The 14,962-nt window shown below is 50.0% G+C and carries 15 protein-coding genes; 11 read left to right on the plus strand and 4 right to left on the minus strand.

Features of this window, described 5'->3' with window-relative positions; all coding sequences use genetic code 11:
- Positions 1-462 precede the first annotated feature (462 nt).
- Together trpB and trpA are read left to right on the plus strand one after the other, a co-directional pair.
- Positions 463-1,743: a tryptophan synthase subunit beta gene (gene trpB, locus BUB38_RS14555; RefSeq protein WP_073161462.1), complete on the plus strand. Its 1,281-nt coding sequence runs from the start codon at positions 463-465 to the stop codon at positions 1,741-1,743.
- Between the two features lie 207 nt (positions 1,744-1,950).
- Entirely contained in the window at positions 1,951-2,673 is a 723-nt protein-coding gene (gene trpA / locus BUB38_RS14560) for a tryptophan synthase subunit alpha (protein WP_254794973.1), read from the plus strand.
- Between the two features lie 254 nt (positions 2,674-2,927).
- Here trpA and BUB38_RS14565 read toward each other — a convergent pair whose 3' ends face one another.
- The gene (locus tag BUB38_RS14565) at positions 2,928-4,670 is read right to left on the minus strand and encodes a beta-galactosidase (protein ID WP_073161463.1); all 1,743 of its coding nucleotides are present in this window, start codon (positions 4,668-4,670) and stop codon (positions 2,928-2,930) included.
- Positions 4,671-4,926: 256 nt separating this feature from the next.
- Between BUB38_RS14565 and BUB38_RS14570 the strand changes: the two genes are divergently transcribed.
- The 9 genes from BUB38_RS14570 (at position 4,927) to BUB38_RS16460 (ending at position 12,109) form a co-directional block, all read left to right on the plus strand.
- Positions 4,927-6,225, plus strand: a complete 1,299-nt coding sequence (locus tag BUB38_RS14570) for a chloride channel protein (RefSeq protein ID WP_073161484.1) — start codon at positions 4,927-4,929, stop codon at positions 6,223-6,225.
- Between the two features lie 136 nt (positions 6,226-6,361).
- Positions 6,362-7,318 (plus strand): radical SAM/SPASM domain-containing protein, encoded by a 957-nt coding sequence (locus BUB38_RS14575; protein ID WP_073161464.1) that lies wholly within the window; start codon positions 6,362-6,364, stop codon positions 7,316-7,318.
- Positions 7,319-7,353: 35 nt separating this feature from the next.
- Positions 7,354-8,088: a hypothetical protein gene (locus tag BUB38_RS14580; RefSeq protein WP_073161465.1), complete on the plus strand. Its 735-nt coding sequence runs from the start codon at positions 7,354-7,356 to the stop codon at positions 8,086-8,088.
- Between the two features lie 108 nt (positions 8,089-8,196).
- Entirely contained in the window at positions 8,197-8,709 is a 513-nt protein-coding gene (gene queF, locus BUB38_RS14585) for a preQ(1) synthase (RefSeq protein ID WP_073161466.1), read from the plus strand.
- 95 nt (positions 8,710-8,804) lie between these two features.
- A complete protein-coding gene (gene queC / locus BUB38_RS14590) occupies positions 8,805-9,494 on the plus strand; it encodes a 7-cyano-7-deazaguanine synthase QueC (RefSeq protein ID WP_073161467.1) in 690 nt (229 codons plus the stop codon).
- A gap of 11 nt (positions 9,495-9,505) precedes the next feature.
- On the plus strand, positions 9,506-10,201 hold the full coding sequence (locus BUB38_RS14595; RefSeq protein ID WP_073161468.1) for a queuosine precursor transporter: 696 nt from the start codon (positions 9,506-9,508) through the stop codon (positions 10,199-10,201).
- 9 nt (positions 10,202-10,210) lie between these two features.
- Positions 10,211-11,035, plus strand: coding sequence for an arginase family protein (locus BUB38_RS14600; protein WP_073161469.1), 825 nt, complete (start codon positions 10,211-10,213; stop codon positions 11,033-11,035).
- 45 nt (positions 11,036-11,080) lie between these two features.
- On the plus strand, positions 11,081-11,944 hold the full coding sequence (locus BUB38_RS14605) for a pseudouridine synthase (protein ID WP_073161470.1): 864 nt from the start codon (positions 11,081-11,083) through the stop codon (positions 11,942-11,944).
- 21 nt (positions 11,945-11,965) lie between these two features.
- Positions 11,966-12,109: a hypothetical protein gene (locus BUB38_RS16460; RefSeq protein WP_158236670.1), complete on the plus strand. Its 144-nt coding sequence runs from the start codon at positions 11,966-11,968 to the stop codon at positions 12,107-12,109.
- Here BUB38_RS16460 and ftsE read toward each other — a convergent pair.
- From ftsE to BUB38_RS14620, 3 genes are read right to left on the minus strand one after another with little or no spacing between them, the layout of a single operon-like run.
- Positions 12,102-12,791: a cell division ATP-binding protein FtsE gene (gene ftsE, locus BUB38_RS14610; protein ID WP_073161471.1), complete on the minus strand. Its 690-nt coding sequence runs from the start codon at positions 12,789-12,791 to the stop codon at positions 12,102-12,104. The genes BUB38_RS16460 and ftsE overlap by 8 nt on opposite strands.
- A 15-nt stretch (positions 12,792-12,806) precedes the next feature.
- Positions 12,807-14,096: a peptidylprolyl isomerase gene (locus BUB38_RS14615; RefSeq protein ID WP_249269302.1), complete on the minus strand. Its 1,290-nt coding sequence runs from the start codon at positions 14,094-14,096 to the stop codon at positions 12,807-12,809.
- 5 nt (positions 14,097-14,101) lie between these two features.
- Complete coding sequence (locus BUB38_RS14620; RefSeq protein WP_073234746.1) at positions 14,102-14,938, minus strand: hypothetical protein; 837 nt, start codon at positions 14,936-14,938, stop codon at positions 14,102-14,104.
- Positions 14,939-14,962: the final 24 nt, after the last annotated feature.

Consider the following 14,962-nt stretch of genomic DNA (forward strand, 5'->3'; position numbering starts at 1 on the left):
CGTCGTATGCGAGAACCGACTTTGTGACCTGTTTTGTCTCCATTTGCACTATACCTGCCTTTTTGTATAGTGTCAACTTTTTTCAGGATAAGACAATAAATGCCTTTGGGCAATTATGAAAAAATTTTCCCTTGCCAAATTTTTGAGATATTCATAAATTTCAAAACATGAAGATGATTAACGTACTTTGCGAAAACTTTGACGGCCGATGGTGGCGCGGACTCTAACATAGAGTCTGGTTTTTGCACGTGTAGTTAATCAAGGCAAAAGGCTTCCAGACTCCCTGGAGGCTTTTATTTTTTTTCCAAACATTTGAAAACCTCCGGGTCCAGGAACCTAAGCCTAAAAAGCTATTTTTTAGGAGTATAAAACTTGCGGCGAAGCCGCGTAACTTTAACCTGAAAGGCCGTAGGCCGAGCTCAAAGAGAGCGAAGCGAACGACCTCAAACCTGAATACTGATTATGGCAAAATCTCTGGTAGAATCAGATAATGGCTTTTTCGACAAGTTCGGCGGCAAGTACGTCGCTGAAATCATCCGTCGCCCTTTGGACGATCTTGAAGAAGCTTTCAACAAGTACATCAAGGATCCGGAATTCCTGGAAGAATTGCGAATTATCCAGCGCGACTACATCGGCCGCGAAACTCCACTGTACTACGCCCCCACCGCAACAGAACTTCTGGGCGGCGCTCAGATCTACATCAAGCTTGAAGGCCTCGCCAACACCGGCGCCCACAAGATCAACAATGCCATCGGTCAGTGCCTCTTGGCAAAGAAGATGGGCAAGACCCGCATTATCGCAGAAACTGGCGCAGGTCAGCACGGTCTCGCCACTGCAGCCGCTTGCGCAAAGCTGGGCCTGGAATGCATCGTCTATATGGGCGAAGTTGACGTTCGTCGCCAGCAGCCCAACGTTGCCACCATGGAACTTTACGGCGCCAAGGTGGTGCCTGTCACCAGCGGTAGCCGCACCTTGAAGGACGCGGTGAACGAAGCCATGCGCGACTGGGCAACCAACTTTGCTACCACTCATTACGTTCTGGGTTCCGCTCTCGGCCCCGCACCGTTCCCCGATATCGTCCGTACTTTCCAGAGCATCATCGGTGAAGAAGTGAAGCGTCAGGCTGCAGAACGCAACCTGGACATCGCAGCCATCGTTGCTTGCGTTGGTGGCGGTTCCAACTCCATTGGCGTTTTCACCCCGTTTATCGAAGACGAAAAGATTCGCCTCATCGGTGCAGAAGCCGGTGGCGTAGGTCCGAAGCTTGGCGAAAACGCAGCCCGCATGGTGGGCAATGCTGCCAAGGTGGGTATCGTTCAAGGTTACAAGAGCAAGTTCCTGGTAGATGACGATGGTCAGTCCCAGCCCACACGCTCCATTTCCGCAGGCCTCGACTACATGGGCATCGGCCCTCAGCTGGCAGCCCTCGGCGAATGTGGCCGCGTAGAATTCACCAGCATCCTGGACAAGGAAGCTTTGGAAGCCGTAAACTTCTTCGCCAAGAACGAAGGCATCCTCTTCGCCTTGGAAAGTTCCCACGCCGGTGCCGCCGCCATGAAGATCGCCAAGGATTATCCCAAGGATAAGGCAATCATCATCAACATGAGTGGCCGTGGCGACAAGGACATCTTCATTACCAGCCCCGTGTTCCGCCCCGAAAAGTGGAAGGAATTCCTGGCCGCTGAACTGAAGCGCCTCGAAAACAATGAAGACATCCACGACGCAGAAATTATGAATAAATAGGTTTGAGGACGCGCTTTCGCGCTTTGAGCAATGAGGTCGGTGCCAAGGCACCTAGAGGCAAAAGAACTTCACATCAAAGCGAGTAAACACAACCTCAAATTTCAACCTTTGAACTTTAACCTCAGAGGCCAAAGGCCGACCTCAAAGCGAGCAACGCGAGCGACCCCACACCTCACACCTAAAAATATGAACGCACCAATCCGTTTAATGTCCCATTTGATCGCCGGTTTCCCTGATGGAGAAACTTCTGTGGCAATCGCCGACGCTCTGGTAAAGGGCGGCGCCTCCATTCTCGAAATCCAGTTGGCCTTTAGCGATCCTAGCGCCGACGGTCCCGCTATCCAGACCGCATCTACCGTGGCTTTGGAAAAGGGCTACTCCACCAAGCAGGGTCTTGAAATCGTGAAGAAGATTCACGACATGCATCCGGACATTCCCATCTACATCATGACTTACGGCTCCCTGGCATTTACCCCCGGTGTCGAAAACTTCGTGAAGATGTGCAAGGACGCAGGCGTTAGCGCTTGCATCATTCCGGACCTTCCCTTCGATAACGACGAAGGCCTCACCGCCGCTTGCAAGAAGTACGGCATGGAAAACATCCCCGTGGCAGCACCTTCCATGACCCAGGCTCGTTTGGAAGAAATGGCCTCCAAGGGTTTCACCTACATCTACGCAGCACTCCGCGCAGGTACCACCGGTTCCCAGACCGTCATTGACCAGGCAACTCTCGACTTCCTGGATACCGTGGGCAAGGGCGGCGCCAAGGTTCTGGGTGGCTTCGGCATCCGTACCGGCGAACAGTCCAAGGTTCTCTGCAAGCATGTGCATGCCGTCGTGGCAGGTTCCGTATTCGTGAACATCATGCTGAAGGATCCCAAGGATATCGCAGGCGTTGAAGCCAAGGCCCGCGAACTTTCCGGCTTGTAATTCCGCCAAGCAAAATCGTTAGGCAGTTGTCATTGCGAGCGAAGCGTGGCAATCTAGCCTAAAACACAAATGAAAAGTCCAAGGTGAAGAACCTTGGGCTTTTGGTTTTTAGTAGAAACAGCGATTACATTGGAGGCGGAGTGTATTGCCACTTGCTGCCATCGCATATAAAATCGCAATTTTCAAACACTCTGTTGCATATAGAAAAATCCAAGGAACAACCTTGGACCCGCCAGCAAAAGCAATCCATTTTCCTACGGTTTTAAATACAGTTTCCTGTTTTCCTGAAGGCCTTCATTATCAAATCGGACGGTTGGATTTTCGCCCTTCTTATAAGCCTCTTCGCTTTCATAAATGGACAAGGCTATAGTTACGCCAGGCAAAGCCGCCACATTGGTCTGCCTTGCAGGAACTTCATGGGTGAAAGAGAATTCCTGAGTCATGCCATCCTTGAACGTTTTCTTGGGAATATGGACGGTCTTGCCAATCTGCGCCAGGGACGTTCCCTCGCCATCCACAAATTCAGCCACCAGATACACGTCAAAGAAACAGGGAGCCACACCGGAATTCTTCACCGCAATATTTAACTTATTTGTAGTCACCGTCGCTTCGGTTACGGTTAGCAGTTCCGCCTTGGCGATCGTAAAATTATAACCGATAACATGGGTCATGGAATCCGCCAGCGCCTTGTTATCCTTGTAGAAATAGTAGCCATCATCGCTATCCTGATCCAGCACGTAGTAGGTCAGGTGTGCGGTAGTAATGGCATCCACCCAACGTTGCGGAGTCCACTTCAAATAACCACCAGGAATGACGTCGTTATACGTGAGCATGGTTTGATAGCCACCCAAGTTTTCCGCAATTGTAGGCAGCCCTGCCTTGTAGCAACGTACCAGGGAATCTGCTCTGCCTGGAGTACCGATAAATCCGTCATCACGCTTTGCAATACCCAAGCCGAGAGCGTATGTATACACATCCCCGGAACCATTGGAAGGCAGTACAATCAAGGTTTTCTTGAAAACAGAGGCGTAATGTTTCAGCATGTCCTTCTCGATTTCGGCAGAAGGCATTTCGCTCCCCACCAAATGGGAAGCATGCCACTCGCCCCATTCCCCAAAGGAACGAATATCAATGTATTCCAGGCGGGGATCCCCATCATACTTTTCAGCCAACGCGGTTCCAAAATCCTTGGCGGCCTGCAAGTAAATGGAATCATCCCAAACAGGAACGGTGGCGTCGTAACCTTCCTTCAAAGTTTTTGCGGTAATCTTTTTTGCGCCCTTTTCATAAACCCATTTGGGAGTCCAGTCGTATTTTTCTTCGGGAGTATCATTACCCTTAATAAAGGACGGCGTATAAGGCAGAACGCGGAGCGCATACGTCAAACCATTCTTTTGACAAGCCTCCAGGATTTTTTCTACAGGAGCCCAATTGTACACACCTTCGCCAGGGTTCAGCGAATCCCACTGAAAATAGCCGGAGCCATAAGTGATCAAATCCCAGGCACGATTGTTCAATTCACCATAGGGACCATGTTTAAATTCCGGGACAAAAGTCCAGGTGCCGCCCACAGGAACGGTAAAGCCCTTATGGGGGTTAGCTAATGGTCCGTCATACGGTTTAAGTACATAAGAAATTTTTGCCGTATCCGCGGGAGCGATCGTCATGGAATCAGTAGGTACCGCCGCGGAATCTGTAGGCACTATCGTCGTGTCTGTAGGCACTATCGTTGTGTCTGCAGGCTCCATCGCAGAGGTGTCAACGGGAACCGTCGAGGAATCTGCAGGAACAGTCAACGCGGTATCGGCAGAAACATTGGATATTGTATCTTCGGGAATCAGCACAGAAGTACCCGCAGGCATTTCATTAGCCGCATCTTCCGACGAACTGGAAATTTCGTTAGCAATACCCGTACTGACGTCATCATCACTACAGGCCCCTAAATTCAAACCTATGGCCGCAGAGGCCACCACACCAAACAAAATAGAACGCTTCATCTAATCCTCTTATGCCGCAATGAATATAGATTGTTTTCTTTTAAAAAAGCTTTATCCCGAAGCAAGAAATCGTTTACACGGCGGACCAACCTTTTTTCTAAATTTGTCGCCGTAAATTAAAGCAGGCCGCCCCTGCACAATCACGAGATTTTTTATGAATTTTAGCGACTTTGGAAAATACAACCAGTTCAAGGAACAGTTCGCCAACATGTCTCCCGAAATGAAGGAGCAGATGATGAAGATGGCGAAGGAACAGATGAAGGCCCGTGTTGGAGGCTTTTTCAAGAAGTGGTTCTCCCTGCCGGTTTTGACAATCGTTGCCGCAGGAATGGGTGCAGCCATTGGCGCGCTGATGGCATTCTTCGGCCAGGTCTTGCTGACTGTTGGCGGATTGCGAGATGCACACCCCATCTACTTTATTCCGGGTTTGGCTCTGGCTGGTATCGCCATCGTTCTCGCCTACAAGAAATGGGGCAAGGGCGCAGAACGGGGCATGGGCTTGATTTTCTCTGTGGGACAGGGCAAGGAAAGCCACATTCCGTTGCGTTTGATTCCCATGGTGGCTGTGGGCACTTGGCTTACCCACTTGTTCGGCGGAAGCGCCGGCCGCGAAGGAGTGGCAGTACAGATTGGTGGCGCACTGGGTCACAACATCAGCAAGAAACTGCCTTTTGAAAATGCGTCCCACATTATGCTGGTGGCGGGCATGGCCGCAGGCTTCAGCGGACTTTTCCAGATTCCTATGGCGGCAACGGCCTTTGCATTGGAAGTGCTGATTGTTGGCCACATGGACCTGATGGCTTTGCTGCCGGCTGCAGTGGCTGCTTTTACCGCCTGCAAGGTTTCCAATATGCTGGGGCTTGAAAAGTTTGCGGTAGACCTGAACGGAATTTTGAGCACCGACGGCGGCGCAACCGTTAGCGGGCTCTTTATGAATGGCGGCGCACTGGACATGAATTTTGTGGTGAAGCTTGCCTTGCTGGGCGTTTTGTTTGGCGTTATTGGTGGAGGCTTTGCAAAGTTGCTGAACTTGGCCAAGGAATTTTTCGCCAAGAAATTCCCCGACGGAATGAAGCGTATCGCCATTATGGGCGTTACCTTGAGCGCACTTTTCCTGTTGCTGTGGCAGGGTCGCTATTCCGGCCTGGGCACCAACCTGATTGACATGTGCTTCGCCGGCGCAGGCATTGCTGACGGTTCCAATATCGCCGTCGGCATCCAGAGCTACGACTGGATTCTGAAATTTGCATTGACCATTTTGACATTGGCCGCAGGATTCCAAGGAGGCGAAGTCACTCCGCTGTTTAGCATCGGCGCAAGCCTTGGTGCAGTTTCTGCAGTGATGTTCGGCCTACCCTTCCCCCTGGCAGCAGCCCTTGGCTACGCCGCTGTTTTCGGAAGTGCAACCAACACCCTTTGGGCCCCGATTTTAATCGGCTGTGAAGTTTTCGGTTTCGACTGTTTGCCCGCATTCTTTGTAGTTTGCATTGCAGCTTATGTTTGCAACGGCGGACAATCCATTTACAACCAGAAGAAACTGAAACTGAAGTTCTAGGCAACTCTTTTAAAAGCTCAAGAAACAAGCGAAAACGTCATCCTGAGCGAAGCGCCGCGAAGTCGAAGGATCCAGTCGTTAGATTCCTCGAATCCAAGCCTACGGCATTTTGCTCAGAATGACATTCAGGTAGAAAATGAACGGCGTTTACATTGAAATCACGGATGTGTGCAATCTGCACTGCAGTTTCTGCCCTTGCGGAAAGCGTAAGACAGAAGCGCCTCGTGAATTCATGAGCTCGGATCTTTTTGAGCGTTGTGTTACCGAAGCAGCCGTCGTTACAGAACAAGTTTACTTTCACGTTCTTGGGGAGCCCACATTACATCCGGGATTTTCCCTGTACCTGAAAAAGCTGGAGGAAGTTTCCAACGCCCGCACCGACGGCAAAAAGCTCCAACTGAACTTAACTACAAATGGCACCACCATAGCACGCTGTGGCAAATCAATTCTAGCCTCCCCCGCTGTCCGACAGGTGAATTTTTCAACCCACGCCTATGCGGAATTGTCCTTTGAGGAGGCCGCGGAAAACCTGCAGAATATTCTAGACTTTTGCCGTATGGCCGCTGCGGAACGTCCCGACTTGTACATCAATTTGCGACTGTGGAATGTAGGCGACGAAAGTTCCAACGCCTGGAACAACTACATGCTGGAGCAGGTGAATAAAGCCTTAGGCCGCACAGGCTCTGCAGATGAGAACAGTGCACCGGAAGAAAGCCGCACACCCATCACATTGGAGCATTTCTGCAGCCGCCACAAGAGTTTCCTTGTGGAAGGTCGCATTTATATTCATCAGGACTCAAGATTTGAATGGCCCGCGGCCGTCTCCAACGACGACAATTCAAGTTCTTGTGCAAACTTTCCGAAGGGAACGTGTCGCGCCTTGGACACTCACTGTGCCATCCTTCACGACGGCCGCGTTGTGGCCTGCTGTCTGGATCACAGCGGACAAATTACGTTAGGACGAATTCAAGACAACAGTCTTTTAAACATTTTGCATTCTCCTCTTGCGGTCCAAATCAAGGAAGGCTTTACCAATCACGAGCTGCGCCATCCCTTCTGTCAAAACTGTACTTTCTGCAAACGATTTAAATAAGACTTTTTCTATAATTCCTCCAGTAGGAGGTTTATATGAAAAACAGATTCTTATTTGGCTCTGTCCTAGCCTTTTCATTAGCATTCTGGGCTTGCGGAGATGATACTTCTAGCACAAGTTGCATAAGCGAATCCTCTGATTCCAACAGTCAAGAAATTTCTTCCAGCAGTGAAGCAACTGCGGAATCATCGAATGAATCCGAAATTCATAGTTCCTCCAGTAGCGAAGATACATCCAATAAGTTGGGTGTCTGGAGTTTTTACGAAGATAACTGCGACGCCTGCAAAATTTCAGCATCAAGCGTTTACTACGAAGAGTACGACTTTACAGGTTTGAAGGGCGCTGTAAAATGCCAAATGGGAGAATCCACTTATGCCGGCGCAACTATTCGCATTTACGAAGAACAGCAAGACATAACCGACTGGGGTGGGCTTTGCGCCGTCTTCAAATCAGAAGGTAGATTCTTCCTCGGCATTGTCCCCGAAGATGCAAAAAATTATTCGGGAGGAATCAATTATATGGCATGGATGGAAAGTGCAGATTCCCTTGTCATAGCAGACCTTCCCTGGGAAGTTTTCAGTCGTCAGGATGGCTTTGCTGAACAACGGGTAACAAAGGAAGACTTCCTCACGCGAATCGTGGGATTTATGGTCCAATTCGAAGACAACGGACCAGAATTGGACGGATCCTATAAAGGTGGATTTGAAATTCAAAAAATCGGTCCTTTAGGAACATGCGGAACTCCTACCGAAGGTTATACAACTTGGTGATAAAAAGTTATCCGAGGCGGTCTTGATGGACCGCCTTTATTTTTCTAAATTGCGGTACGCAAAGACAGTTCGAAAACCTCCTGTCTCTAAACAAAACTAGGAGCACATATGACCGACAATACGTCCGTTAATTCCGGCCGTACCGACGCTGAATTGGAAGGCGTCACCTTGCTTGGCAATCAGAATACCAAGTACAAGTACGATTACGATCCCGACGTTCTTGAACGTTTCCCCAACAAGCATCCCGACAATGACTACATGGTCATGCTGAATTGCCCGGAGTTTACTTCCCTCTGCCCCAAAACCGGTCAGCCGGACTTTGCGGAAATCCGCATCAACTACATTCCGGACCAGTACATTGTGGAATCCAAGTCCCTGAAGCTGTATCTTTTCAGTTTCCGCAATCACGGGGATTTCCACGAAGATTGTGCCAACATCATCATGAAGGATTTGGTGAAGTTGCTCTCACCCAAGTACCTTGAAGTGGAAGGCATTTTCACGCCCCGTGGCGGCATCTCCATTTACCCCTTCGCCAACTATGGCAAACCGGGTACCATTTACGAACAGAAGGCAACCGACCGGCTTTTCGCCAGCGTAGACCGCAGAAACTCCTGGAAATAAGTAAGCAGTGCTTAGTGATTAGTAAGCAGAAGTGGCAGGAGAAGTCCATTTTCTGTAATTCTAACCACTAATCACCAACCACTAACCACTATTCTATGAAAAAAGCAATCGTCCTTTCGTCAGGCGGTGTGGATTCCACCGTCTGCGTGGCCATGGCCGTAGCTAAATACGGCGCAGAAAATGTAGCCACCACTTCCATTTTTTACGGTCAAAAACACAACAAGGAACTGGAATGTGCCCGCAAGGTGGCAGACTATTACAAGTTGCCTCATTACGAATTTGACTTATCCAGTGTACTGCAGTTTTCAAACTGTTCGTTGTTAGCCCAGTCTACACAAGCCATCGAGCACAAAAGCTACGCCGAGCAAATCACGCCCGTCAATGGCAAGGTTTCCACTTACGTTCCTTTCCGCAACGGCTTAATGCTCAGTGTTTGTGCCAGTCTCGCCCAAAGCATTTTCGAAAACGATGACGTGGAAATCTACCTGGGTGCCCACGGAGATGACGCCGCCGGTAACGCTTACGCCGACTGCAGCGAAATTTTCGTAAGCACTATGAGTAGAGCCATTTCTATCGGCACCTACGAACAAGTCCGCGTCACCGCTCCTTTTGCAGGACTATCAAAAGCAGACGTGGTCAAGAAAGGTCTGGAGCTTAAAGCCCCCTTTGAACTGACCTGGAGCTGCTACGAAGGCGGCGATAAACCCTGCGGCGAATGCGGCACCTGCATCGACCGCGCAAAAGCTTTTGCCGCCAACAACGTGAAGGACCCCGCCATCGCATAAGGATTTCTCTCATGAAAAAGACCAACGAAAACTTGATTCTTCTAAACATAATCTTCACCGTTGGCTTGGTCATCTCAAATGTGGTTACTGCCAAGCTGATGTACACAGGCATTAGCCTTTTCGGCAACGCAGTCACTTTGCCTGGTGCGGGCGTTTGCTATGCCTTTACCTTTTTGGCCACCGACATCATCGGCGAAATCTGGGGCAAGAAAGAAGCCAACAAGGCGGTCATCTTCGGCCTGGTGGGGCAAGTTTTTGCCACCCTCCTGATTTTGCTGACCCAGCACCTGCCCGCCGCAGACGACAGCATGCAAGAAACCTACGTTCGCCTTCTAGGTCAGAACTGGGTGTTCGTGGTGGCAAGCCTCGCCGGCTACCTCATCGCACAAAAATGGGACATCTGGATTTTCCACAGCATTCGCACCCGTTACATCGCCAAGCATGGCGATACCAAACATCGCTGGATCTGGAACAACGCCTCCACCATGACCAGCCAAATTCTAGATACCGTTGTGTTTATCGGCATCGCCTTCGGTTTCGGATTCGGTTGGCTGTTCCAGGCAGAAATGCGCCCGGTGCTACTATCCATGATGGTGGGGCAATACTTCTTCAAGATGATTCTTGCGGCCTGCGACACCCCCATTTTCTACTTGCTCACCCGAGATATCAAAAAGGATACCGAAATAGAGCTAAAAGATTTTTCTTAACTTTACGTCATGAATTTTTGCACCATCCAAGACTTTACCGGCATCTATAGCGAACAGCCTTTTATGCAGGAACTGCGGGAACGCGCCAACGTCTACTGGATGGATTGCACAAATATCAGCGGCACTGATTGTTACTGCGATGACGACGCCCAAGCTGAAATCCGTAAAATGATGGACCAAGCCGCAGACCGCGTCACAGCTAATAACGACGCCGGTTTCACCGGCATCCACTTCTTTGACAACGGCAATTACCACTACATGAGCAAGCTGTGGACGGACCGCGTCAACGAAGATTTTGACCTGGTCATATTCGATCATCATCCCGATATGCAGCCACCCCGATTTGAAGGAATTCTCAGTTGCGGGGGCTGGGTCAAGGAAGTTCTGGACAACAACAAGTTTATTAGAAATGTGGTGCTTATCGGCGTTGCGGACCATCTGATTGAAGAAATCAAGAACGAACCTAGTGCGGAATTCGAGAAGTACGCAAGCCGCGTGACATTCATTCCCGAGACTTTGTTACGCACCCCAAATTTTGATATATCACAGGTAGCACTTGCCGCCCTACGTTCATCAAACCTATATATCAGTATCGACAAGGATGTCCTTTCCATTGACGACGTGGTGACCAACTGGGACCAAGGCAGTCTAACCTTTGAACAACTGGAAAATATTTTGAAGAATCTGTTTGCCCACCGTAAAATACTTGGGGTGGACATTTGCGGAGAACGGGCTCGGAACCAGGATTTCCCGGAAGGCATTGACGAAGGCTCTGCGGATGCCACAAACAATGCTTTAAATAAAAAAATATTCAGCCTTCTAGATGTGCTCTAGATCCTTCGACTCCACTTCGTTTCGCTCAGGATGACACGTAAAAAAATGGTCTTCAATTCTCGCAACAGTTTCAACAAGCGTCCGCAACAGGGTAAGCCATCCTTTGGGAAAACCGCCAACAAGTTTGGCGGAGGCGCTCACGGCGTTGCCCGCGTTATTAGCAAGCGGGGTTACTGCAGCCGAAGCAAGGCCGAAATGCTTGTACGTGAAGGCCGCGTCACCCTGAACGGTCGCATCATCCACGACCCCGAAACTCCTGCCCGTGAAAGCGACGAAATCATCATCAACGGCAAGCGCATCGAAGCCAACGCCAAAGTGTACTTCATGATGAACAAGCCCCGGGGAATCGTCACCACGGCAAACGACGAAAAGGGGCGCGCCACCGTCATGGAAGTTTTCGCAGAGCAATACCGCAAAATGTATTCGGGCAAGGAACCGCCCCACATCTCGCCGGTGGGCCGCCTAGACGCAGCCAGCGAAGGGTTGCTATTGTTCACCAACGATACTGAGTGGGCCAACCGCATTCTGGAACCCCGCAAATCAGACGAGAGACCAGAGGCGAGAGACGAGAGCGCAGGCACAGACATCCACAAGAAAATTTACCGCGTGCAGACCAAGGGCAAGCCCACCGCCGAAGACCTTCACAAAATGGAAGAGGGCTTTATAGTTCCGCCCCGCGTTTTCGGGGAATCCGAAGAATTCATGCACGCCAAGCAGGCCGTCCTCCACACCGAAGGCGAAAAGAACTGCTGGCTAGAAATCACATTGACCGAAGGCAAGAACCGCGAAATTCGCCGCATGCTAGCCCACTTAGGCTACGAGGTTCTCCGCCTGGTCCGCATTCAGATTGATGAATTTATTTTAGGCGACCTTAAACCAGGTTGCATCAAGGAAATCCAGATTTCCTAAAAGTAGAATAGAGCCATTTCTATGGCAATCCAAAAACGAGTTAAATGGAATGGAAACCAGGATGACGTCCAAAGCCCACCAGCAAAGGAACAGGAACAAATCATTGCCAAGCAGCAAATGATTTTTACAGCCATTCCCCTCAACATATTCGGAGGCCTTAAATAATATCGCGATTGAGCAGTTCGCCGTGGTCAAGAGTCAGACGGCGGAAAGTGCTGTTCATGTAGAAGTCGGGATTATGGGTTGCCATCAAAACGGTAGTGCCGCGGGCATTGATTTCCTTAAAAATCTTGAACACCTCTTCTGCGTTTTTCGGGTCAAGGTTTCCAGTAGGTTCGTCAGCCAGCAACAAGTACGGGTTATGCACCATGGCGCGGGCGATGGCCACACGCTGCTGTTCACCGCCAGACAATGTGTAAGGCATGGCAAAACGCTTCTGACTGATACCCACCAAAGCCAAGGCGTCAAAAACGGCGGCGTTAATCTTGTTGTTGGGAGTGCCCACAATACGCAGGGCCAAGGCCACATTTTCAAAAACATTGCGATCCGGCAACAGCTTAAAGTCCTGGAAGATGATACCCATCTTGCGACGCAGCGCCTGGATGTTCTTGTCGGGAGTGTTCTTACTATCGTAAAGGCAATCGCCGGTAAACTTCACCATGACCTGTCCACCGCGTTCATCGTCAGGGCGTTCGTCCATGTAAATCAGCTTCAACAGCGTAGACTTACCGGCACCGGAATGACCCGTCAAGAACACAAACTCGCCCTTGTGAATACGGAAAGAAACGTTGGAAAGAGCTTTCCAGTTTTCTTCGTAAGACTTGGTGACGTGGTTAAAATGAATCATGGTTCAGCAAAAAAATTATTCGGTCATACGGATTTCCACATGGACTTCCTCACGCCACTTCTTAATGAGTGCGCCGAGTTTTTCGTTTTCCATGTGGGTAGCACACATCTGTTCGATCTTGCCGTAATCTTCTTCCAGAGTCAGTTCACGAATCTGGCGGGAATCATCCAGGCGGAACAGATGGTAGGCACCATCAATCAGCACCGGTTCAGAAACCTGACCTACTTCCAAGTTAGAGACAGGATCTACATAGGCAGGAACCATTTCGCTCTTCTGGAACCAGCCCAGGCGACCACCGGCAAAGTTGCTGGCCTTGTCTTCGCTGAACTTACGGGCAGCCTTGCCAAAATCTTCGGCAGACTTGATAGACTTATGAAGAGAGTCGGCGCGAGCCAGAATGTCGGCACTGTCCTTGGCAGAGGGAATGGTATAGAGCAAAATCTGTGCGGAACGAACGCCGTCTTCCTTACGACCGAGAACGCGAGGAATATGCCAACCCAGAGAAGTCTTTACCGGGCTTGCAGAATACTGACCGTTCTTCAGCTGATCCAGGGCGCGTTCAAATACAGGGTCCAGCTGACCGCGCTTGTAATAACCCAGGTCACCGCCCTTGGCAGCGGCAGTATCCTGAGAGTGGGCCTTGGCCAAAAGTTCAAAGCTCATACCCAAGTTCAGGGTATCGATCAAGGCTTCGGCCAACTTCTTCACGGAGTCCACAATGGCGGCATCGGGAACAATGGGTATCTGAATATGGCTCAGCAAGACGCAATTATACTGCGGCGGCAGAGAATCCTTATAGGCTGCGTAGAAGGCATCCACTTCCTTCTTGGTGGGATTGATGGAGCCAACATGACGCTGACGGACACGACTCATTTCGATATGGCCACGAATCTGCTTGGCCAGCTGGTCGCGGTACTGAGCCATGCTAATCCCCAGCTGGGCACGGATTGCCTTTTCCAAAGTGGCCAAGTTGGTGTTCTGGCTAGAAGCCAACTGCTGCAAGTGGGCCGTCACACGCTGATCTACTTCGGCGTCAGACACCACAATGGAATCGCGGTCGATTCGAGAAAGCAGAACCTTTTCTTCGATAAGCTGATCCAGCACATACTTACGCTGATCCGCTTCGCTCATGGCAGAGCCTTCAGGTGTTTCCTGATACCGATAAAGGCTGCTCAAATATTCGGAACGCATAATAGGTTTGCCGTCTACAACTGCTGCAACCCCTTCCATCAAGACCGGTTCTGCAGAAGCCAAGGAAGCCACAGCACACAACGCCAACAAAATCAAACGGAACTTCATCATCATACCTTTTATTGTTCCTTTCCACTAAAAACATTCATCTGTGAAAAAATGGGGCGAGCCTTTTTCCATTCCTTTTTCAGTCGGTCCATCACCACCTTCTGATGTTCCACCCAGGCGCGATCAGCCACATCGTTAGCCACTTCGGCATAGGGCAGCACATCGGCAGAATCCAGGCGAGAAAGAACCACGGCCATCTTGAGGGAACCACCGCAATACTTCATGCGGGTCAGGCTACCCACAGACACACTATCTAGAGACGGAATGGTGCAACTGTCCGGCGTCACCGCCACAGAGTCAAAAGTCTCGTACTTCTTAACCAGGTAATGGGGGCCCGGAACGGAATCGTAAACCGTATTCTTGTGGCCCTTGTAATAAGTGTCAGCGCTCTGCCAATCCTTGAAGTAAATCAGGAAGCCAGAAATGGTGGTCTTACCACGGAGGAACAAATCCTGATGATTGGTATAGTAGTCCAGGCGTTCGCCATCGCCCACCATCATGGTATCTGCAAAAGTCTGAAGGAAGTGATCAACGACAATCTTTCGAACCGTCTTTTCGATCTGGTACTGGAGCACGGTATCTTCCAGCACGTTGTTGGCCAAGGCTTCCTGGTAAATGGTTTCTTCATTAATCCAGTGTTCCAGGAAAGAAAGCTTTTGACGGTTGTCCCAGGAATCCCAATCCGGAGCCATGCGGCGCACGTCGGAATCCTGCAACTTAGATTCGCCAACAGAAACAATCACAGAATCATTCTTGCCCAAACTAAAGGGCAAATCACAAGCAGTCAGCGTAAGGGCAGCAAGGCCCATCACGCAAGAAATACAAAAATTGCGGAAATTAAATTTCATCGGACACAATTTAGAAAATTACGT

Origin of the sequence: Fibrobacter sp. UWH5, from assembly GCF_900142505.1 — a bacterium.
Lineage (GTDB): Bacteria > Fibrobacterota > Fibrobacteria > Fibrobacterales > Fibrobacteraceae > Fibrobacter.

What these genes read in the sequence shown, in the direction of transcription:
- trpB (WP_073161462.1), top strand. Translation starts at nt 463, where the DNA reads ATGGCAAAATCTCTGGTAGAATCAGATAATGGCTTTTTCGACAAGTTC.
- trpA (WP_254794973.1), top strand. Translation starts at nt 1,951, where the DNA reads ATGTCCCATTTGATCGCCGGTTTCCCTGATGGAGAAACTTCTGTGGCA.
- BUB38_RS14565 (WP_073161463.1), bottom strand. Translation starts at nt 4,670, where the DNA reads ATGAAGCGTTCTATTTTGTTTGGTGTGGTGGCCTCTGCGGCCATAGGT.
- BUB38_RS14570 (WP_073161484.1), top strand. Translation starts at nt 4,927, where the DNA reads ATGAAGGCCCGTGTTGGAGGCTTTTTCAAGAAGTGGTTCTCCCTGCCG.
- BUB38_RS14575 (WP_073161464.1), top strand. Translation starts at nt 6,362, where the DNA reads ATGAACGGCGTTTACATTGAAATCACGGATGTGTGCAATCTGCACTGC.
- BUB38_RS14580 (WP_073161465.1), top strand. Translation starts at nt 7,354, where the DNA reads ATGAAAAACAGATTCTTATTTGGCTCTGTCCTAGCCTTTTCATTAGCA.
- queF (WP_073161466.1), top strand. Translation starts at nt 8,197, where the DNA reads ATGACCGACAATACGTCCGTTAATTCCGGCCGTACCGACGCTGAATTG.
- queC (WP_073161467.1), top strand. Translation starts at nt 8,805, where the DNA reads ATGAAAAAAGCAATCGTCCTTTCGTCAGGCGGTGTGGATTCCACCGTC.
- BUB38_RS14595 (WP_073161468.1), top strand. Translation starts at nt 9,506, where the DNA reads ATGAAAAAGACCAACGAAAACTTGATTCTTCTAAACATAATCTTCACC.
- BUB38_RS14600 (WP_073161469.1), top strand. Translation starts at nt 10,211, where the DNA reads ATGAATTTTTGCACCATCCAAGACTTTACCGGCATCTATAGCGAACAG.
- BUB38_RS14605 (WP_073161470.1), top strand. Translation starts at nt 11,081, where the DNA reads ATGGTCTTCAATTCTCGCAACAGTTTCAACAAGCGTCCGCAACAGGGT.
- BUB38_RS16460 (WP_158236670.1), top strand. Translation starts at nt 11,966, where the DNA reads ATGGCAATCCAAAAACGAGTTAAATGGAATGGAAACCAGGATGACGTC.
- ftsE (WP_073161471.1), bottom strand. Translation starts at nt 12,791, where the DNA reads ATGATTCATTTTAACCACGTCACCAAGTCTTACGAAGAAAACTGGAAA.
- BUB38_RS14615 (WP_249269302.1), bottom strand. Translation starts at nt 14,096, where the DNA reads ATGATGATGAAGTTCCGTTTGATTTTGTTGGCGTTGTGTGCTGTGGCT.
- BUB38_RS14620 (WP_073234746.1), bottom strand. Translation starts at nt 14,938, where the DNA reads ATGAAATTTAATTTCCGCAATTTTTGTATTTCTTGCGTGATGGGCCTT.